Genomic DNA, 19,332 nt, shown 5'->3' with positions numbered 1-19,332 from the left:
AAGAAAACGTTTAGCCAAATAACTGGAAAGGCGATCACAAGTTTGCTTCACTGGGTGAAACGTACAGGAGGAAAGATGAAAACGATCGGTCTGTTAGGGGGCATGAGCTGGGAATCAACGATCCCGTACTACCGCCTGATTAATGAAGGCGTCAAACAGCGTCTGGGCGGTCTGCATTCGGCCAGCCTGCTGCTGCACAGCGTGGATTTCCATGAAATAGAAGCCTGCCAGTCGAGCGGGGAGTGGGACAAAGCCGGGCAAATGCTGGCAGACGCCGCACTTGGCCTGGAGCGTGCGGGCGCGCAGGGTATTCTGCTGTGTACCAACACCATGCATAAGGTGGCGTCGCATATTGAAGACCGCTGTTCGCTGCCGTTCTTACATATCGCGGATGCCACCGGGCGTGCCATACGAGCCGCCGGCATGACGCGCGTGGCGCTGCTGGGGACGCGCTACACCATGGAGCAGGATTTTTACCGCGGGCGGCTGAGTAGCCAGTTCGGGATTGAAAGCCTGATCCCGGAGGAGGCAGACCGGGCGCGCATTAACCAGATTATTTTTGATGAACTGTGCCTCGGCACCTTCAGCGAAGCTTCGCGCGCCTGGTACGTCAGCGTGATTGAGAAACTGGCGCAGCAGGGGGCGGAAGGAGTCATCTTCGGCTGTACCGAAATTGGCCTACTGGTGCCGGCAGACCAAAGCCCGATACCGGTCTTTGATACCGCCGCCATCCATGCCGCGGATGCGGTGGAGTTTATGCTGTCATAAAGGTTTTTGCAGGTCAGGTAAGCGAAGCGCCACCTGACGCGCGTGCGCAATCAGGTGTTCACTAAAGGCATCAACCAGCGCTGAGGCGGGCCGGTGCAGCGGGCGGATCAGGCTTACGGTAAAGGGAACGGAAACGCTAAAACGGCGCAGAACCACGCCGCTGCTGGCGTAGTCCATAGCCGTGAGCGGGTTCACCACCGAAATACCCACGCCCGCGCGCACCATCGCGCAAATTGATGCCGCACTGTGCGTTTCCATCACCATCCGCCGCTTCACCTGATGTTCGGCAAACAGGCCATCCAGAAGCTGCCGGTAGCTGTCGGTCTGCGACAGGCTGATATAGTTCTCACCGTGAAAATCTGCCGGGGTCAGAACTGCTTTGAAAGCAAGCGGGTGGCTGGCAGGCAGCACGCAGACCTCATCCAGCGAGAGCAGCTCCGTGCGTTCCGTTCCCGCTGGCGTGACGAGGGTTTCGGTCAGACCCAGATCGTGGCGCTGGGCCGAAAGCCACTCCTCCAGCAGCGGCGACTCCTGCGGCACGATGGTCAGGCTGACCTCCGGATAGCGGGCCAGAAACGGCTGTAGCAGTACCGGCAGGAACGACTGAGAAAAGACCGGCAGGCAGACGATGGACAGCTCGCCCTGGCGAAACTCCCTCAGGCTCTCCGCCGCGCTCACGATCCTGTCCAGCCCGTACCAGGAGCGCTGAACCTCCTCAAAAAGACGTAAACCCTGCACCGTTGGATGCAGCCTGCCGCGGGTGCGTTCAAACAGCTTCAGCCCCAGCACTTTCTCAAAACGCGCCAGCTCGCGGCTGACCGTCGGCTGCGAGGTGTGCAGCATCTGCGCGGCTTCAGTGAGATTGCCGGTGGTCATCACCGCATGAAAAATCTCGATATGGCGTAGGTTAACGGCGGGCATAGGGCACCTGATGGCTGAGCGTGGTCCATATCATTTTTGCATAGACTCACGATAAAACGATATTTTTTATTCTCTTCAGGCTGTGGCGTAATGATAAAAAACAGAATACCGGAGACGACCATGCCACGCCCGCTCAACCAGACCGAAACCGATTTAAACGCCGATAACCTGCTGCGCCTGCCTGCCGAATTCGGCTGTCCGGTGTGGGTCTACGATGCGCAGATTGTTCGCGAGAAAATCGCCGCGCTGCATCAGTTTGACGTGGTGCGTTTTGCGCAGAAGGCCTGCTCCAATATTCATATTCTGCGCCTGATGCGCGAGCAGGGCGTGAAGGTTGACTCCGTATCGCTGGGTGAAATCGAACGTGCGCTGGCGGCCGGGTTTGATCCAAAGGCCGATAGCGACGCGATCGTCTTCACCGCTGACCTGATAGACGACGCCACGCTGGCGCGCGTGCACGAGCTGCAAATCCCGGTGAATGCCGGTTCGGTGGATATGCTGGAACAGCTTGGGCAGGTTTCCCCGGGCCATCGCGTCTGGCTGCGCATCAACCCGGGCTTTGGTCACGGTCACAGTCAGAAAACCAACACCGGGGGCGAAAACAGCAAGCACGGGATTTGGTATGCCGATATGCCTGCGGCGCTGGAGGTTTTACAACGTTACAACCTTAAGCTGGTGGGTATTCACATGCATATCGGATCCGGCGTGGATTATGGCCATCTTGAGCAGGTCTGTGGCGCGATGGTGCGTCAGGTTATCGATTTTGGTCAGGATCTGGAGGCGATCTCCGCCGGGGGAGGGCTTTCGATCCCTTACCGCGAAGGGGAGGAGGCGATCGACACGGATCACTATTACGGCCTGTGGAGCGCCGCGCGTGACAGCATCGCCGCTCATCTGGGCCATGCGGTGAAGCTGGAGATTGAGCCGGGTCGTTTCCTGGTCGCCGAAGCTGGCGTGCTGGTGGCGCAGGTGCGGAGCGTGAAGGAGATGGGAAGCCGTCACTTTGTGCTGATTGATGCTGGCTTCAACGACCTGATGCGCCCGTCCATGTACGGCAGCTATCATCACATCACCGCGCTTGCCGCCGATGGCCGCGATCTGGTCAACGCCCCGCGCATCGAGACCGTTGTTGCCGGCCCGCTGTGTGAATCCGGTGACGTCTTTACTCAGCAGGAAGGCGGGAAAGTCGAAACCCGTTCGCTGCCAGAGGTAAAACCGGGAGATTATCTGGTGCTGCATGATACCGGTGCGTACGGGGCGTCTATGTCTTCGAACTACAATAGCCGTCCGCTGCTGCCGGAAGTGCTGTTTGATAATGGCGTGGCGCGGCTGATTCGCCGTCGCCAGACCATTCAGGAATTGCTGGCGTTAGAGCTGGTCTGATTAAACCAGGGCCCTGTTGTCACCGAATCGCGTAACACCAGCGTGCCGGTGAACGGTGGGATCGCTTCAACCGGCTGGTTTTTTGCCAGCCGGATCGCCTGGTCGATCGCCGTCACGATCATGTTGTCGATCGGCAAATACACCGACGACAGGGCAGGCTCCAGCCACTTTGCGCTGGGGGCATCGTCAAAACCAAACAGCGAAATATCCTGCGGGATCTTCAGCCCGGCCTGGTGTAATGCTTTGGAGGCGCCCAGGGCCATGTCATCGTTACAGGCAAACAGGGCGCTGAACGATGTCTTTTCCGCAATCAGCTCTTTGCACAGCTCGTAACCCCGCGTCATGCCTGCATCGCCGTATTTAATCCGCCGCTCATCGAGACGAATACCGTGCTTCTCCAGCGCCTTACGGTAGCCCATCAGCCGCGCTTTACCCGTTGGGGTGTGGATCGGGACGGTGATACAGGCGATCTCCCGATGGCCCTGGCTTATCAGGTAATCCACCGCTTTGAAGGCTGCGTCCTGCTGTTCAAAGAAGACGCAGCGATCCGCCGCCTGGCTCACTTCGCGGTTAATGATTACCAGCGGCGTCTGCACGCTGTTGATCAGCTTCAGGATCGTCTTTTCGCTCATGTAACGCGTGTACAGCACGATGGCGTCGCACTTGCGGTCGGCGAGCATCTGCACCGCCAGTTCTTCCTGTTCAGGGGCATCGTGACCGTCGGTAACAATCAGCTGTTTACCGTGCGTTTCGGTCTGCCGTGACGCCTGCTGTAGCAAACGACCAAAGTAAAAACCGTCGAACGTCGAGACGACCAGACCGATGCTGTTGCTGGTCTGGTTAGCCAGCGAGCGCGCGAGAAAGTTCGGACGATAGCCCAGCTCCTCCATCGCGCGAAATACCTGCTGGCGCGTGCTCTCTTTAACCTGACCTGTGCCGTTCAGCACGCGCGAAACGGTGGCCTTCGACACGCCCGCACGCAGTGAGACATCCAGCATTGTTGCCATTCGAAATTCCTGTTTCCACGTAATGGTTTGCAGTTTAACACAGACCATCCGGCGCATAAGCGACGTGGGAAGGACAAAACCCCATAACGATCACGCTTTTCAGTAACGATCCTCGCCCGCGGAATAAATGCCTGTCATTGGTATACCAAAATGGTGATAAATCATAATCTGGAATACCTCTAACGGCGTTGGGAGCTTAATCACAGAACAAATCGCCTGTGGACGCTATTTTTGGCATACCAATAGTATCCGGCTGTACACCTTATTCAATAAAAGCCCTTTTACTGAGGTATTACCCTATGGCATTTCAGGAAAAACTGATCGACGCTCTGGGCAGTTTTGCCACTACCTTCAACAGCTATCGCTATATCCAGGCGATCAAGTCTGCGTTTATTACCTTAATGCCAGTCATCATAGTGGGGGCGTTCTCGGTATTGATCTCCAATATGGTGCTGGATCCGAAAAACGGTCTGGCGAGCTTTCAGTCGCTGTCGTTTCTCGCGGCCTTAAAGCCGATCACCAGCGCGCTCAACTACGCCACGCTGAACTTTCTCAACATCGGCGCGGTGTTTTTAATCGGCATTGAGCTGGGGCGTATTAACGGCATTAAGTCCCTGTTCCCCGGCCTGCTGGCGGTGATCTGCTTTATCTGCGTGACGCCGACCACGGTGGAAATGCTGGTGGACGGTGAGATGCACGTGGTGAAAGATGTGCTGCTGCGCCAGTTCTCAGATACCCGCAGCCTGTTCCTCGGTATGTTTATCGCCATCCTGTCGGTGGAGATCTACTGCTGGCTGGAAAACCGCAAGGGGCTGAAAATCAGGATGCCGGACACGGTGCCGCCGAACGTTGCCGCGTCGTTCTCTGCGCTGATCCCGGCCATTATCACCACCACCGCCATCGCCACCTTTGGCTTCGTGTTTCATCAGATTACCGGCATGTATCTCTACGACGCGGTATACCAGGTGGTGCAACAGCCGCTGGAGCGCGTGGTGCAAAGCCTGCCGGGGATCCTTCTGCTGATGTTTGTCGCCCAGCTGTTCTGGGTGATTGGTATTCACGGCAACCAGATGATCAAGCCGATCCGCGAGCCGCTGCTGCTGGGGGCAATCACCGTTAACATGAGCGCGTTCGAGCAGGGCAAAGAGGTGCCAAACATCATCACCATGCCGTTCTGGGACGTCTATATGAGCATCGGCGGCTCCGGCCTGACCATCGGCCTGCTGATAGCCGTCATGATTGCCACCAAACGTAAAGAGATGAAGGAGATAGCCAAGCTCTCCATCGGGCCGGGTATTTTTAATATCAATGAGCCGGTGATCTTCGGTATGCCAATCATGCTCAACCCGATCCTGGCTATCCCCTTCATCATCACGCCGCTGGTGACGGGCTCGATTGGCTACTTTGCCACCGTGACCGGATTTGCCGGGAAAGCCGTGGTAATGGTGCCCTGGACCACGCCGCCGCTGATCAACGCCTGGCTGTCAACGGCGGGCTCCATGGGGGCGGTCATCACCCAGTTTATCTGCATCGTGACCGCGGTGATTATCTATCTGCCGTTTGTGAAAATTGCTTCACGCCGCGCAGAGCAGGCCGCACTGCAACAAGCCACCGATAACGCATGAGGATACGATGAGCACAAAACAGATAGCCATACCGCAAGATTTTATTCTGGGCGCGGCGGCATCGGCCTGGCAGACCGAGGGCTGGAGCGGCAAAAAGCCGGGGCAGGATTCGTGGATCGATCTCTGGTACATGAACGATCGTCACGTCTGGCACAACGGCTATGGTCCGGCGGTGGCAACCGACTTTATCAATCGCTTCCGCGAAGATGTAGCGCTGATGAAGCAGGCGGGACTGACGCACTATCGCACCTCGATCAACTGGTCGCGCTTTTTAACCGACTATGAAAATGCGACGGTAGATGAAGAGTACGCCGCGTATTACGACGCGCTGTTCGATGAAATGCACCGTCAGGGCATTGAGCCGATGATCTGCCTGGAACACTACGAATTGCCGGGCGTGCTGCTGGAGACCTACGGCGGCTGGGCGTCAAAGCACGTCGTCGAGCTGTTCGTTCGCTATGCGGAAAAGGTATTTGAGCGCTTTCACGGCAAAGTCACCCGCTGGTTTACCTTCAACGAACCGATTGTGGTCCAGACGCGCGTCTACCTTGACGCGCTGCGCTGGCCCTATGAGCAGAGCACCAGCACCTGGATGCAGTGGAACCACCATAAGGTGCTGGCGACGGCGAAAGTGGTGAAGCTGTTTCGCGAGAAAGGGTATGACGGCACGGTGGGCTGTATTCTTAACCCGGAAGTGACCTATCCGCGCTCCCGCGCGCCGCATGACGTGCGAGCGGCAGAGATGTACGATCTGTTCTACAACCGCGTCTTTCTCGACCCGCTGGTGCACGGGCGCTATCCGCAGGCGCTCTTTACCCTGCTGGCGCAGCATCAGGTGCAGTGGGACTACACGGCTGACGAGCTGGCGCTGATTGCCGACAACACCGTCGATGAGCTGGGCATTAACCTCTATTACCCGCATCGCGTCAAAGCCCCGTCCCGCGCCTGGCACCCGGAGACGCCGTTCCATCCGGCGTACTACTACGAGCCGTTTGAGCTGCCCGGACGGCGTATGAACACCTCCCGCGGCTGGGAGATCTTTCCGCGCATTATTTACGACATGGCGATGCGGATTAAAAACGACTATCGCAACATTGACTGGTTTGTGGCGGAAAGCGGGATGGGCGTGGAGAACGAAGCGCAGTATCGCAATCGTGACGGCGTCATTGACGACACGTACCGCATCGAGTTTATCAGCGAACATCTCTACTACACGCTGCTGGCGCGGGAGGCGGGGGCGAACTGTCACGGTTATATGCTGTGGGCCTTCACCGACAATGTCTCCCCGATGAACGCGTTTAAAAACCGCTACGGGCTGATTGAGATCGACCTTGAAAATCAACGCGCACGGCGGGCAAAGAAATCAGCGTCCTGGTTCCGCCAGCTGCGCGATGAGCGTGTGCTGACGCTCAGGGTAGACGATGAATGGAAGTAAGCCTTCTGGTAAAATAGCGCACAAACTGGCCGGGAGGACGTCCGGCCCGCGCATTAACTGAAAAACACAGGTGAAAACGTGGATAAGGCTGTCATCCTGCCGGAAAAAAAACAGTACCAGGAGATTGGCGAGGATTTACGGGCGCAGATTATCCAGGGGCATTATCCCGTGGGATCGCGTCTGCCGCCGGAGCGCAACATCGCCGATACGTATGGCGTCAGCCGCACTATCGTGCGCGAGGCGCTGCTGATGCTTGAGCTTCAGGGAACGGTGGATATTCGCCAGGGGTCAGGCGTGTACGTGATGCGCATTCCGGAAGAGCATGAAAACGAGGAAGAGCGTTTTCTGAACAGTGACGTTGGGCCGTTTGAAATTCTCCAGGCGCGTCAACTGCTTGAAAGCAACATCGCTGCCTTTGCCGCAAAAATGGCGACACGGGCGGACATCGACAACCTGCGCCGCATTATCGAGCAAGAGCAACGGGCGATTGCCGTCGACGATCGCAGCCAGGACAACAACAAAATGTTCCACCTGGTGCTGGCTGGGGCCACACAAAACCAGATGCTGCTGGCGACGGTTGAGAGCGTCTGGCATCACATGGACAGCAGTCCGCTGTGGCAGCAGTTCAATGGCCATATCGCCAGCCGCGCCTGGCGCCTGAAGTGGCTCGGAGACAGGCAAACCATTCTCGCTGCGCTCCGCCGCCGCGACGTGATGGGGGCGTGGCAGGCGATGTTCCAGCATCTTGAAAACGTCAAAAAGAGCCTGCTCGAGCTGTCAGACGAAGACGCGCCCGATTTTGACGGCTATCTCTTCGAATCGGTCCCTCTTTTCCAGGGGAAGCTGGTGTGAATATACTGCCGCTTCACGCTGCGCCGCAGTTTACACAGCAGGTGATCGACTGGATCTGGAACGCGTTTGGTGAAGGTATGCCGCGTGCCTTTTTCCAGAGCATTGTCGAGCACAGCCTGACGCCAGGCGAGTTACCGCTCACCTTTATTGCCGTTGAGGATGACCAGCTGCTGGGCACCATTGGGTTGTGGCGTTGCGATTTAATTTCCCGGCAGGATCTTCATCCCTGGCTGGCTGCGCTGTATGTCGATGAAGCCGCGCGGGGAAACGGGCTGGCGGGAAAACTTCAGCAGCATGTTATCGGCTACGCGCGACGCGCCGGGTATCACGAGCTTCATCTCTGGTCTGCCTGCCGCGACTTCTACGAACGTTACGGCTGGCACTACATCGGTGATGCCCTGGAATACCCGGATAAAACCGTCCATCTCTATCGCTGTTCGCTCACGGCTTCCGCGGGCGATACCACCGAGTGACGGCGCACTAAGGTTGGGCTGAACAGGTGGGTAATTTCCGGTGGCGGGCGATGCTCGGCCAGCGCTAACGCCAGTTCTGCCGCCTGCGTTGCCATGGTCACAATCGGGTAGCGCACGGTGGTCAGGCGAGGGCGCACGTAGCGCGACACCAGCACATCATCAAAGCCAATCAGCGAAATTTCTGCCGGGACGTCGATTCCGTTATCATTCAGCACGCCCATTGCGCCGGCGGCCATGGAGTCGTTATAGCTGGCCACGGCGGTGAAATTCCGCCCGCGGCCCAGCAGCTCGGTCATCGCCTGCTCGCCGCCACTCTCATCCGGTTCTCCGTACGCCACAAGACGATCGTTGCACGGCAGACCGGCTTCGCGCAGCGCGTCGTAATAGCCCTGAAGGCGATCTTCCGCATCGGAAATTGGGTGGTTGGAGCACAGATAACCAATTCGGGTATGGCCCTGCTGGATCAGGTGACGGGTTGCGAGCCATGCGCCGTAACGGTCGTCGAGCGCCACGCAGCGGGTTTCAAATCCGGGAATAATACGGTTGATAATCACCATCCCCGGCATCTGTTTCATCAGATGGATCAGCTCGGCGTCGGGGATCATTTTGGCATGGACCACCAGCGCCGCACAGCGATGACGGATCAACTGCTCAATGGCCTGGCGTTCTTTCTGTTCATTGTGGTAGCCATTACCAATCAGCAGGAAATTACCGGTGTGATAAGAAACTTGTTCTACGGCTTTGACCATCGCACCGAAAAACGGATCGGATACATCCCCGACCACCAGCCCGATGGTTTCTGTCGACTGTTGGGCAAGGGCGCGTGCGTTGGCGTTAGGGTGATAATTCAGGTTTTCCATGGCGTCCTGCACGGCCTGGCGTGATGCATCACTCGCTTTAGGGGAGTTGTTGATCACGCGGGAGACGGTCGCGACGGAAACACCGGCCAGACGAGCCACATCCTTAATTGTCGCCATTCAATACCTTCTTATAGGGGTAAGCGTTTACACACTAACTAGTGTTGCGGAAAAGCGGCGTGCATTCAAGGGGAGCGGGTGAGCGTCCTCTGCAAACGTGAAGCAGAACATCCCTCGCGGTGTAATCGTTACACGGCCAGTCATGTCTGAATAATGTCAATCTGAACCTTTAGTTACACTTTGCCTCAGGCTGTTGCGATTGTCCGTTGGCAACGATGCGTTGTGAATTGCTAGAGTCGAGATCCCAGAGGTATTGATAGGTGGAATCAACTTCGGTTGATTAACACGATTTACACCAACCTGCGTTTTACGCAGGTTTTTTTTTGCCTGTAAGTTCAACCTGTAACAGCAAAAGAGATTATTCACACCTGGTTGCACTTCGGCTCATTCCCTTGCGTTTTCCTGCTGGCGAAGCCTGTCGCCGGAGGCCACAATCAAGATCCCAGAGGTATTGATTGGTGAGAATTCCTGGTACGTTTTCGTACTCTTCACTTGCACCAACCTGCGCGGATGCGCAGGTTTTTTTTCGCCTCTGTTTTTGCTATCGCTCCCTCACTACTTCTCGTGTAATCTGCCACCATTTATACCTTTCACACTGGCTGGCAAAGGGAGTTGAAATGCTTTTTGGGTTCTTCCGCACACTGTTTCGTGTCCTGTTTCGCATCCGCGTGACTGGCGATACGCAGGCACTCTATGGCGAGCGTGTGCTTATCACACCGAATCACGTCTCTTTTCTTGATGGCGTATTGCTGGCGCTGTTTTTGCCCGTGCGCCCCGTCTTCGCGGTTTACAGCTCCATCAGTGAAAAATGGTACATGCGCTGGCTCAAACCGCTGATTGATTTTGTCCCGCTCGACCCAACCAAACCGATGATGATTAAACATCTGGTGCGTCTGATTGGGCAGGGGCGTCCTGTGGTTATCTTCCCGGAAGGGCGGATTTCAGTGACGGGCTCCCTGATGAAAATTTACGACGGCGCCGGTTTTGTCGCGGCGAAGTCTCAGGCCACCGTCGTGCCGCTACGCATCGACGGGGCTGAGCTGACCTTTTTCAGCCGTCTGAAAGGGCTGGTGAAGCAGCGTCTGTTCCCGAAAATTACGCTGCATATATTACCGCCGACGTCACTGCCGATGCCCGAGGCGCCGCGCGCGCGCGACCGCCGTAAAATCGCCGGGGAAATGCTGCACCAGATTATGATGGAAGCGCGCATGGCCGTTCGCCCGCGCGAAACGCTGTATGAATCGTTGCTGTCGGCGCAGTATCGCTACGGTGCGAAAAAAAACTGCATCGAAGACATCAACTTTACGCCGGATACCTACCGTAAGCTGTTGACCAAAACGCTGTTTGTCGGGCGTATCCTGGAAAAGTACAGCAAACAGGGCGAAAAGATCGGCCTGATGCTGCCAAACGCGGGTATCAGCGCGGCGGTGATCTTTGGTGCCGTCTCCCGGGGCCGCATTCCGGCGATGATGAACTACACGGCGGGCGTGAAAGGGCTCTCCAGCGCGATTACCGCAGCACAAATCAACACCATCTTTACCTCCCGCCAGTTCCTGGATAAAGGCAAGCTGTGGCACCTGCCGGAACAGCTGACGCAGGTGCGCTGGGTGTTCCTGGAAGATCTGAAAGCAGACGTCACGACCGCCGACAAGCTGTGGATTTTCGCGCACCTGCTGATGCCGCGTCTGGCGCAGGTTAAGCAGCAGCCGGAGGATGATGCCATTATCCTCTTTACCTCCGGCTCTGAAGGCAACCCGAAAGGTGTGGTTCATAGCCACAAAAGCATTCTGGCAAACGTCGAACAGATTAAAACCATCGCTGACTTTACCGCCAACGATCGCTTTATGTCGGCGCTGCCGCTGTTCCACTCATTTGGTTTGACCGTGGGTCTCTTTACGCCGCTGCTGACCGGTGCCGAGGTGTTCCTCTACCCAAGCCCGCTGCACTACCGCATTGTGCCGGAGCTGGTTTATGATCGTAACTGCACGGTGCTGTTCGGGACGTCCACCTTCCTCGGAAACTACGCGCGCTTCGCCAACCCGTATGATTTCTTCCGCGTGCGCTACGTGGTGGCGGGGGCGGAAAAACTCCAGGACAGTACGCGCCAGATCTGGCAGGACAAGTTTGGCCTGCGGATTCTGGAAGGCTATGGCGTGACGGAGTGCGCGCCGGTGGTCTCCATCAACGTTCCGATGGCGGCAAAACCGGGAACGGTTGGCCGCATTCTGCCGGGGCTGGACGCGCGTCTGCTGGCGGTACCGGGTATTGAAGACGGCGGACGTCTTCAGCTGAAAGGGCCGAACGTCATGAACGGCTATCTGCGTGTGGAAAACCCGGGCGTGCTTGAGGCGCCGACGGCCGAGAACGTCAATGGCGAGGTTGAAACGGGCTGGTACGACACGGGCGATATCGTGCGCTTCGACAATCAGGGCTTCGTGCAGATCCAGGGACGTGCAAAACGCTTCGCCAAGATCGCCGGGGAAATGGTCTCTCTTGAAATGGTCGAGACGCTGGCGACCGCAGTCTCGGCGGAGAAAATGCATGCGACCGTGGTGAAAAGTGATGCCAGTAAAGGTGAGGCGCTGGTGCTCTTTACTACTGACGGTGAACTGAAGCGTGATGCGCTTCTCAGGTATGCGCGCGAACATGGTATCCCCGAGCTGGCGGTCCCCCGCGATATTCGTTACCTCAAACAGTTACCGGTGCTGGGCAGCGGTAAACCCGATTTTGTGACCCTGAAGGGCATGGTTGAAGAGGCGGAACAGCATAATGCGTGAGTCAGTACACACTAACACTTCAATCTGGTCGAAAGGCATGATGGCGGTTATCGCCGCCCAGTTTCTTTCCGCGTTCGGCGATAACGCGTTACTGTTTGCTACGCTGGCGTTGCTGAAAGCTGAGTTTTATCCCGACTGGAGCCAGCCGATCCTACAGATGGTGTTTGTGGGTGCTTACATTGTATTTGCGCCGTTTGTTGGCCAGGTGGCAGACAGCTTCCCGAAAGGTCGGGTCATGATGTTTGCAAACAGTCTTAAGCTTCTGGGCGCGGCAAGCATCTGCTTTGGTATCAACCCGTTTGTTGGCTACACGCTGGTAGGCATTGGCGCGGCAGCTTACTCCCCGGCGAAGTACGGCATTCTGGGTGAGCTCACCACCGGCGATAAGCTGGTGAAGGCCAACGGCCTGATGGAGTCCTCCACCATTGCGGCTATTCTCCTGGGGTCGGTGGCGGGCGGCGTGCTGGCAGACTGGCACGTGCTCGCCGCGCTTGGCATCTGTGCCCTGATGTACGGTGGCGCGGTGATCGCCAACCTGTTTATCCCCAAACTGGCCGTGGCGCGTCCGGGACAATCCTGGCGCTTCGGGCCAATGACCGGCAGCTTCTTCAACGCCTGCCGCGTACTGTGGCGTAACGGTGAAACACGCTTCTCGCTGATGGGCACCAGCATGTTCTGGGGGGCTGGCGTTACGCTGCGTTTCCTGCTGGTGCTGTGGGTGCCGGTGGCGCTGGGTATAACAGACAACGCCACGCCGACCTACCTGAATGCCATGGTTGCCGTCGGGATTGTGGTCGGGGCCGGAGCTGCGGCAAAACTGGTGACGCTCGAAACCGTTGCGCGCTGCATGCCTGCAGGGATCCTGATCGGCGTCGGCGTTCTGTTCTTCTCCCTGCAACATGCCATATTGCCAGCCTATGCCCTGTTGTTACTGATCGGCGTATTAGGCGGTTTCTTTGTGGTGCCGCTCAACGCGCTTTTGCAGGAGCGCGGCAAGCAGACCGTCGGGGCTGGCAACGCCATTGCGGTGCAAAACCTTGGCGAAAACATGGCGATGCTGCTGATGCTGGGGATTTACTCGCTGGCGGTAAAAGCAGGTGCGCCGGTTGTGGCAATCGGGGTGGGGTTTGGCGCACTGTTTGCGCTGGCGATTACCGGGCTGTGGGTCTGGCAGCGTCGGCGGTGATATCTTTGCCGGGTGGCGGCTCCGCCTGACCCGGCCTACGTTTCGTGATGTTGGCGGATTTTGTAGGCCCGGTAAGGCAACGCCGCCACCGGGCAAATCGTCAACTTAAGGTGCCGGGTAAGTATAAACCTGATGCACCGCTTCAATCTCCGCTAAGACCTCTTCACTCAGGTTCAGGTGGAAACTCTCAATATTGGTTTTTAACTGATCCATTGTCGTTGCGCCGAGCAGGGTACTTGCCACAAACGGCTGACGACGCACGAAGGCCAGCGCCATCTGCGCCGGATCGAGTCCGTGACGCTTCGCGATATCCACATAGGCCGCCACGGCTTTTTGCGTCTGCTCGCCGCTATAGCGGGTGAAGCGGCTGAAAAGCGTGTTACGCGCGCCAGCCGGTTTCGCGCCGTTCAGGTATTTGCCCGTCAGGGTTCCGAAGCCCAGGCAAGAGTAGGCGAGCAGCTCCACCTCTTCGTACTGCGTCACTTCCGCGAGACCCACTTCATAACTGCGGTTCAGCAGGCTGTACGGGTTCTGGATGGTCACGATCCGCGGCAGGTCGTGTTTATCGGCCAGATGCAGATAGCGCATTACGCCAAACGCCGTCTCGTTGGAAACGCCGATGTAGCGGATCTTACCCGCGCGCTGGCATTCCGTAAGCGCCTCCAGTGTTTCCAGCAGGGTGACGGCCGGAGCACTCTCGTTCCAGGTGTAGCCAAGCTTACCGAAGCAGTTCGTCGGACGCTGCGGCCAGTGCACCTGATAAAGATCGAGATAGTCGGTTTGCAGGCGCTTGAGGCTGGCATCCAGCGCAGCACGGATATTCTTGCGATCGAGGATCTGGTTAGGGCGGATCCCGGCATCGTTATTACGGGAAGGGCCGCTAACCTTAGAAGCGATGACCAGCTTTTCGCGATTGCCGCGTTTCGCCAGCCAGTTGCCGACATACGTTTCGGTAAGACCTTGAGTTTCCGGGCGGGGAGGAACTGGGTACATCTCCGCCACGTCAATCAGGTTAATGCCCTGGCTGACGGCGTAATCGAGTTGTGCATGGGCATCGGCTTCGCTGTTTTGTTCACCAAATGTCATGGTGCCTAACCCCAGCTGGCTGATCTCCAGAGCGCTATGGGGGATACGGTGATAATGCATAGCCGGTTTCCTTTTTTAGACATACAGACCGCGTCAGGAACCTCCCGACAAAGGAATATAAACATGGCAGAGGGAAGGCAAAAGGGGAAGGAAAAAATCAAAAAGGCCAGCAAGCTACTGACCTTTATCTGTTTAACGCTCGATGATCTGGGAGACTTCGTCGCGATTAATTTGCATTTGATTGCCTTCGCGATCGCGGTAACTCACCAGACCGGTATCGTCGTCGACTTCGGGTTTGCCATCGGTCAGGATCATACGACCATCTTTCGTTGACATGACATAGTCGCTGCTACAACCCGATACCGCAAACGCTAAACCGACTGCTGAGATAATTACTGCCCATTTTTTCATCGTTCTCATCCTCACCTGGCTCGTATCAAATCATAGTGTAGTAATAACCTGATATTACGACAGGTGAAAGGGGGGAAATCTTAAAAAGGAGGAGATTATGTTAGCCGGAGCGCAAAATTGGTAAAAAACTATGTTTTCAACAGGAAGTGTCGTGCCAGCAGTGCACCGGTGAAATTCTTTTTAAGATAGAAGCCGCGCGGCAGCGTCAGGATCGGTTCGCCCTGTGCACCTACCGCTTCAGTGAGCGCTTTGCTGTTGGCGGCTTTGGGACGGAGTTGCAGCACTTCGCCATGCCGGGCGGTGATCTGCTCAACCTGTCCCAGCACAATCATGTCCATCAGCTCTTCCCAGTCCTGGGAAAGCTGTCTCTCTTCTTCTTCATCCGGGCTCCAGAGCAGCGGGGCGCCAACGCGACGCTCTGCCAGCGGGATCTGCCTGTCACCCTCAACGGGTACCCACAACACCCGCTTCAGCTTATGCCTGACGTGGCTGGTTTCCCATGTCACTCCGCTATTACCCGTTAGCGGCGCAACGCAGACAAAGGTAGTTTCCAGTGGCCGCCCCAGGCTATCAATGGGGATCGTCTTCAGTTCCACCCCCAGCGCCGCAAAATCTTGCTCGGGTTTACTGCCCGCGCTTGCGCCCAGCCAACGTTCAAGCAACACGCCGATCCAGCCTTTATCGCGCTTCAGATCGTTGGGTATCGTCAACCCCGCCATCACGGCCAGCTCGCCCAGTGCATAGCCTGCCAGACGTTGTGCCTGCTGGAGCAACTGGGCTTCACTGACGGGAGGAGAGAGCAGTGGGGCGAGAGAATGCATGCTGACAACCTTTTGGTTAAAAAATGAACTGATATTTTATCCCTTGTGGATAGAGTTTACTTTTTTCTGAGTATATATTCCATGTGGATGATTTATATTATGTTTTTTAGGAATGCATCCCGTCGCGCCATGGCTAAAAAACAGGTTGTGCAATTCTGGTCACTGACAATAAACAGGATCTTACACCATGTTATCCACAGAAAAATGGGATAACTGCGAATAACCGCCACTACTGTTTCAATTTACAGCCTTGACGTGCGATGAAAATCGAATTTTCACACAAATTGTGCCTAACTTATTGGCACAATCTGTGGATAAAACCGACGCTGTTCGATCTTTCATCACCAGGAAGGTCTTTGATGTGACGATCGTCACGTTAATCGCCTTTGATACCCTAAATTTACATTTAACTGTATGAATTTAAATGATTTATTTTAAGTGATGAAAATTGCCTATTCGCCGGGCCACAAGGTTTTTCATCGGTAATTCCATACTTCTTCACAACTATATCCACAGAAAAGGTGAATAAAAATGGTCTCAGTCGCCCTCATCTGTTTATAACTCCTCACAAAATTGTGAGTTATTCAAATGTTATTAGGTTGCAGGCCTGTAAGAGAGTGGTTTACCGCCTCCCTGTAGTGTGAAACAATCATTCATATATCAGATTTAGTTTGGGGTAGTCCGGTGATTGATGACGATGGCTACCGCCCAAACGTAGGAATAGTAATTTGTAATCGTCAGGGCCAGGTGATGTGGGCCCGGCGATATGGTCAGCACTCCTGGCAGTTCCCGCAAGGCGGGATCAATCCTGGAGAGTCCCCAGAACAAGCGATGTACCGGGAGCTGTTTGAAGAGGTTGGTTTAAGCCGAAAAGATGTTCGCATCCTGGCTTCGACCCGCAACTGGTTGCGTTACAAGTTACCGAAACGTTTGGTGCGTTGGGACACAAAGCCGGTTTGTATCGGCCAGAAACAGAAGTGGTTTCTTTTGCAGTTGGTGGGCAACGATTCAGATATCAATATGCAAACCAGCAGCACGCCAGAGTTTGATGGCTGGCGCTGGGTAAGCTACTGGTATCCGGTTCGTCAGGTCGTGTCATTCAAGCGCGATGTATACCGTAGGGTGATGAAAGAGTTCGCAAGTGTCGTGATGCAGCTTCAGGAGACGACTCCGAAGCCACAGAGCGCACCTGCCTGGCGACGTAAAAGAGGTTAAGCTACGCAAATCATGCTCACCCGCTTGCGAGAAATAGTTGAAAAGGTCGCCAGTGCGCCTCGCCTCAACGAGGCGCTGAATATTCTGGTGACGGACATCTGTCTTGCGATGGAAACCGAGGTCTGTTCGGTCTACCTGGCCGACCATGACCGACGTTGCTACTACCTTATGGCAACCCGCGGATTAAAAAAACCACGGGGACGTACCGTCACGCTCGCGTTTGATGAAGGTATTGTTGGCCTGGTCGGGCGACTGGCGGAGCCAATCAACCTTGCCGATGCGCAAAAACACCCCAGCTTCAAATATATCCCTTCCGTCAAAGAAGAGCGTTTCCGCGCGTTTCTTGGCGTACCGATTATTCAGCGCCGCCAGCTGCTTGGCGTGCTTGTTGTTCAGCAGCGCGAGCTGCGCCAGTACGATGAAAGCGAGGAGTCCTTCCTCGTCACGCTGGCAACGCAGATGGCGGCGATCCTCTCTCAGTCCCAACTGACAGCTCTTTTTGGTCAGTATCGTCATACGCGTATTCGCGCGCTTCCGGCCTCGCCGGGGGTCGCTATAGCCGAAGGCTGGATGGATGCCACGCTCCCGCTGATGGAGCAGGTCTACGAAGCCTCTACGCTGGATGAGGCGCTTGAGCGCGAACGGCTCACCGCTGCGCTGGAAGAGGCGGCGAATGAGTTTCGTCGCTACAGCAAACGCTTTGCCGCTGGCGCGCAAAAAGAGACGGCGGCCATTTTCGATCTCTACTCACACCTGCTTTCCGATGCGCGTTTGCGTCGTGAGTTATTTGCCGAGGTCGATAAGGGGTCGGTGGCAGAGTGGGCGGTTAAAAAGGTCATTGAAAAATTTGCCGAGCAGTTTGCGGTACTGACTGACGGCTATCTGAAAGAGCGCGCCGGCGATTTACGCGCGCTTGGGCAACGTCTGCTGTTCCACCTCGATGATACTATTCAGGGGGCGAATGCCTGGCCGAACCGGTTTGTGCTGGTGGCCGATGAACTCTCGGCGACGACGCTGGCGGAATTACCGCAGGACAGGCTGGCGGGCGTGGTGGTGCGCGATGGCGCAGCTAACTCTCATGCCGCCATTATGGTGCGTGCGCTCGGTATTCCGACCGTGATGGGGGCGGATATTCAGCCCTCCGTACTGCATCGCCGCACGCTGGTGGTGGACGGATATCGCGGTGAGTTGCTGGTGGATCCTGAGCCGGTTCTTCTTCAGGAGTACCAGCGTCTTATCAGCGAAGAGAATGAATTAAGCAAGCTGGCGGAAGATGACGTCAACCTGCCCGCACAGCTCAAGAGCGGTGAGCGGGTAAAGGTGATGCTCAACGCGGGATTAAGCCCCGAGCATGAAGAGAAGCTCGGCAGCCGCATCGATGGCATTGGTCTCTACCGCACCGAAATACCGTTCATGCTGCAAAGCGGCTTCCCGTCAGAAGAGGAGCAGGTTGCGCAGTATCAGGGCATGTTGCAGATGTTTAACGACAAACCCGTCACGTTGCGCACCCTCGACGTCGGCGCGGATAAGCAACTGCCCTATATGCCCATCAGTGAAGAGAATCCCTGCCTCGGCTGGCGTGGGATCCGCATTACCCTCGATCAGCCGGAAATTTTCCTTATCCAGGTTCGTGCGATGCTGCGTGCCAACGCGGCCACGGGGAATCTCAGCATTTTGCTGCCGATGGTCACCAGTATTGACGAGATCGACGAAGCGCGGCGGTTGATTGAACGTGCAGGGCGCGAAGTGGAAGAGATGATCGGCTACGCGATCCCTAAACCCCGTATTGGCGTGATGCTGGAAGTGCCTTCGATGGTCTTTATGTTACCGCAGCTGGCAACCCGCGTTGATTTTATCTCCGTTGGCACCAACGACTTAACGCAATACATTCTGGCGGTCGATCGCAACAATACCCGCGTGGCCAGTATCTACGACAGCCTGCATCCGGCGATGCTTCGTGCCCTGGCGATGATCGCCCGCGAAGCCGAGCAGCATAATATCGACCTGCGCCTGTGCGGTGAAATGGCCGGCGATCCGATGTGCGTGGCGATCCTGATTGGCCTCGGTTTCCGTCACCTGTCAATGAACGGACGTTCCGTTGCGCGCGTGAAATACCTGTTACGTCACATCGAACAAGATGAGGCGCATGAGCTGGCCGCGCGTAGCCTGGAAGCACAGCTGGCAGCCGAAGTGCGCCATCAGGTGGCGGCGTTTATGGAGCGACGCGGCATGGGCGGTTTGATCCGCGGCGGCCGCTGATCCCCACAAAATAATGACTGCTCGGACGACCCCCTCTCCCTTGAGGAAGAGGAATGGGGTGAGGGGGAACAGCGCGCATAAAACCCTATACACATCTTTTACATCTCAGGCGCATCCTCCGCGCCTGCCTTATGCT

The 19,332-nt window shown here is 56.3% G+C and carries 16 protein-coding genes; 10 read left to right on the top strand and 6 right to left on the bottom strand.

Annotated features, from left to right (window positions below; genetic code table 11):
• Positions 1–75 precede the first annotated feature (75 nt).
• Positions 76–768, top strand: a complete 693-nt coding sequence (locus L3069_RS18100; RefSeq protein ID WP_023306862.1) for an aspartate/glutamate racemase — start codon at positions 76–78, stop codon at positions 766–768.
• Here the strand turns inward: L3069_RS18100 and L3069_RS18095 are convergent.
• The gene (locus tag L3069_RS18095; RefSeq protein ID WP_022649247.1) at positions 763–1,689 is read right to left on the bottom strand and encodes a LysR family transcriptional regulator; all 927 of its coding nucleotides are present in this window, start codon (positions 1,687–1,689) and stop codon (positions 763–765) included. The genes L3069_RS18100 and L3069_RS18095 overlap by 6 nt on opposite strands.
• A gap of 120 nt (positions 1,690–1,809) precedes the next feature.
• Here L3069_RS18095 and lysA point away from each other — a divergent pair, with 120 nt between their 5' ends.
• On the top strand, positions 1,810–3,072 hold the full coding sequence (gene lysA, locus L3069_RS18090) for a diaminopimelate decarboxylase (protein ID WP_017692727.1): 1,263 nt from the start codon (positions 1,810–1,812) through the stop codon (positions 3,070–3,072).
• Here the strand turns inward: lysA and L3069_RS18085 are convergent.
• A complete protein-coding gene (locus L3069_RS18085; RefSeq protein WP_022649245.1) occupies positions 3,042–4,079 on the bottom strand; it encodes a LacI family DNA-binding transcriptional regulator in 1,038 nt (345 codons plus the stop codon). The two genes, lysA and L3069_RS18085, sit on opposite strands and share 31 nt — an antisense overlap.
• 299 nt (positions 4,080–4,378) lie before the next feature.
• Between L3069_RS18085 and L3069_RS18080 the strand changes: the two genes are divergently transcribed.
• From L3069_RS18080 to L3069_RS18065, 4 genes are all read left to right on the top strand, one after another.
• Positions 4,379–5,704, top strand: coding sequence for a PTS sugar transporter subunit IIC (locus L3069_RS18080; protein WP_003862812.1), 1,326 nt, complete (start codon positions 4,379–4,381; stop codon positions 5,702–5,704).
• A gap of 7 nt (positions 5,705–5,711) precedes the next feature.
• On the top strand, positions 5,712–7,139 hold the full coding sequence (locus tag L3069_RS18075) for a glycoside hydrolase family 1 protein (protein WP_038416629.1): 1,428 nt from the start codon (positions 5,712–5,714) through the stop codon (positions 7,137–7,139).
• Between the two features lie 78 nt (positions 7,140–7,217).
• Positions 7,218–7,991, top strand: coding sequence for a GntR family transcriptional regulator (locus L3069_RS18070; protein ID WP_038416628.1), 774 nt, complete (start codon positions 7,218–7,220; stop codon positions 7,989–7,991).
• Positions 7,988–8,464: a GNAT family N-acetyltransferase gene (locus L3069_RS18065; RefSeq protein ID WP_038416627.1), complete on the top strand. Its 477-nt coding sequence runs from the start codon at positions 7,988–7,990 to the stop codon at positions 8,462–8,464. The genes L3069_RS18070 and L3069_RS18065 overlap by 4 nt, the downstream gene beginning before the upstream one ends.
• Here the strand turns inward: L3069_RS18065 and galR are convergent.
• Positions 8,419–9,441, bottom strand: coding sequence for an HTH-type transcriptional regulator GalR (gene galR, locus L3069_RS18060; protein WP_003862806.1), 1,023 nt, complete (start codon positions 9,439–9,441; stop codon positions 8,419–8,421). The two genes, L3069_RS18065 and galR, sit on opposite strands and share 46 nt — an antisense overlap.
• Before the next feature lie 617 nt (positions 9,442–10,058).
• On the opposite strand from galR, the gene aas reads away from it, so the two are divergent.
• Together aas and lplT are read left to right on the top strand one after the other, a co-directional pair.
• Positions 10,059–12,218: a bifunctional acyl-ACP--phospholipid O-acyltransferase/long-chain-fatty-acid--ACP ligase gene (gene aas, locus L3069_RS18055; RefSeq protein WP_063135799.1), complete on the top strand. Its 2,160-nt coding sequence runs from the start codon at positions 10,059–10,061 to the stop codon at positions 12,216–12,218.
• Positions 12,211–13,404, top strand: a complete 1,194-nt coding sequence (lplT, locus tag L3069_RS18050) for a lysophospholipid transporter LplT (protein WP_022649240.1) — start codon at positions 12,211–12,213, stop codon at positions 13,402–13,404. Before aas ends, lplT begins: the two co-directional genes overlap by 8 nt.
• Before the next feature lie 105 nt (positions 13,405–13,509).
• Here the strand turns inward: lplT and L3069_RS18045 are convergent, their stop codons facing one another.
• The 3 genes from L3069_RS18045 to mutH form a co-directional block, all read right to left on the bottom strand.
• Positions 13,510–14,550 (bottom strand): NADP(H)-dependent aldo-keto reductase, encoded by a 1,041-nt coding sequence (locus L3069_RS18045; protein WP_015571754.1) that lies wholly within the window; start codon positions 14,548–14,550, stop codon positions 13,510–13,512.
• Positions 14,551–14,682: 132 nt separating this feature from the next.
• Complete coding sequence (locus tag L3069_RS18040) at positions 14,683–14,901, bottom strand: YgdI/YgdR family lipoprotein (protein ID WP_003862794.1); 219 nt, start codon at positions 14,899–14,901, stop codon at positions 14,683–14,685.
• A gap of 128 nt (positions 14,902–15,029) precedes the next feature.
• The gene (gene mutH, locus L3069_RS18035) at positions 15,030–15,722 is read right to left on the bottom strand and encodes a DNA mismatch repair endonuclease MutH (RefSeq protein WP_022649239.1); all 693 of its coding nucleotides are present in this window, start codon (positions 15,720–15,722) and stop codon (positions 15,030–15,032) included.
• Between the two features lie 684 nt (positions 15,723–16,406).
• On the opposite strand from mutH, the gene rppH reads away from it, so the two are divergent.
• Together rppH and ptsP are read left to right on the top strand one after the other, a co-directional pair.
• On the top strand, positions 16,407–16,937 hold the full coding sequence (rppH, locus tag L3069_RS18030) for an RNA pyrophosphohydrolase (RefSeq protein WP_032622373.1): 531 nt from the start codon (positions 16,407–16,409) through the stop codon (positions 16,935–16,937).
• Positions 16,938–16,949: 12 nt separating this feature from the next.
• Positions 16,950–19,196, top strand: coding sequence for a phosphoenolpyruvate--protein phosphotransferase (gene ptsP, locus L3069_RS18025; protein ID WP_023306854.1), 2,247 nt, complete (start codon positions 16,950–16,952; stop codon positions 19,194–19,196).
• Positions 19,197–19,332: the final 136 nt, after the last annotated feature.

Source organism: Enterobacter cloacae complex sp. ECL411 (genome assembly GCF_021869665.1).
GTDB lineage: Bacteria > Pseudomonadota > Gammaproteobacteria > Enterobacterales > Enterobacteriaceae > Enterobacter > Enterobacter intestinihominis.
This window is presented reverse-complemented; position numbering and strand designations above follow the sequence as displayed.

Excerpts from the sequence above, each read along its gene's own strand:
- L3069_RS18045 (WP_015571754.1), bottom strand. The coding sequence starts at position 14,550 with ATGCATTATCACCGTATCCCCCATAGCGCTCTGGAGATCAGCCAGCTG.
- L3069_RS18080 (WP_003862812.1), top strand. The coding sequence starts at position 4,379 with ATGGCATTTCAGGAAAAACTGATCGACGCTCTGGGCAGTTTTGCCACT.
- aas (WP_063135799.1), top strand. The coding sequence starts at position 10,059 with ATGCTTTTTGGGTTCTTCCGCACACTGTTTCGTGTCCTGTTTCGCATC.
- L3069_RS18085 (WP_022649245.1), bottom strand. The coding sequence starts at position 4,079 with ATGGCAACAATGCTGGATGTCTCACTGCGTGCGGGCGTGTCGAAGGCC.
- ptsP (WP_023306854.1), top strand. The coding sequence starts at position 16,950 with ATGCTCACCCGCTTGCGAGAAATAGTTGAAAAGGTCGCCAGTGCGCCT.
- L3069_RS18040 (WP_003862794.1), bottom strand. The coding sequence starts at position 14,901 with ATGAAAAAATGGGCAGTAATTATCTCAGCAGTCGGTTTAGCGTTTGCG.
- L3069_RS18075 (WP_038416629.1), top strand. The coding sequence starts at position 5,712 with ATGAGCACAAAACAGATAGCCATACCGCAAGATTTTATTCTGGGCGCG.
- galR (WP_003862806.1), bottom strand. The coding sequence starts at position 9,441 with ATGGCGACAATTAAGGATGTGGCTCGTCTGGCCGGTGTTTCCGTCGCG.
- lysA (WP_017692727.1), top strand. The coding sequence starts at position 1,810 with ATGCCACGCCCGCTCAACCAGACCGAAACCGATTTAAACGCCGATAAC.
- L3069_RS18095 (WP_022649247.1), bottom strand. The coding sequence starts at position 1,689 with ATGCCCGCCGTTAACCTACGCCATATCGAGATTTTTCATGCGGTGATG.
- L3069_RS18100 (WP_023306862.1), top strand. The coding sequence starts at position 76 with ATGAAAACGATCGGTCTGTTAGGGGGCATGAGCTGGGAATCAACGATC.
- lplT (WP_022649240.1), top strand. The coding sequence starts at position 12,211 with ATGCGTGAGTCAGTACACACTAACACTTCAATCTGGTCGAAAGGCATG.
- mutH (WP_022649239.1), bottom strand. The coding sequence starts at position 15,722 with ATGCATTCTCTCGCCCCACTGCTCTCTCCTCCCGTCAGTGAAGCCCAG.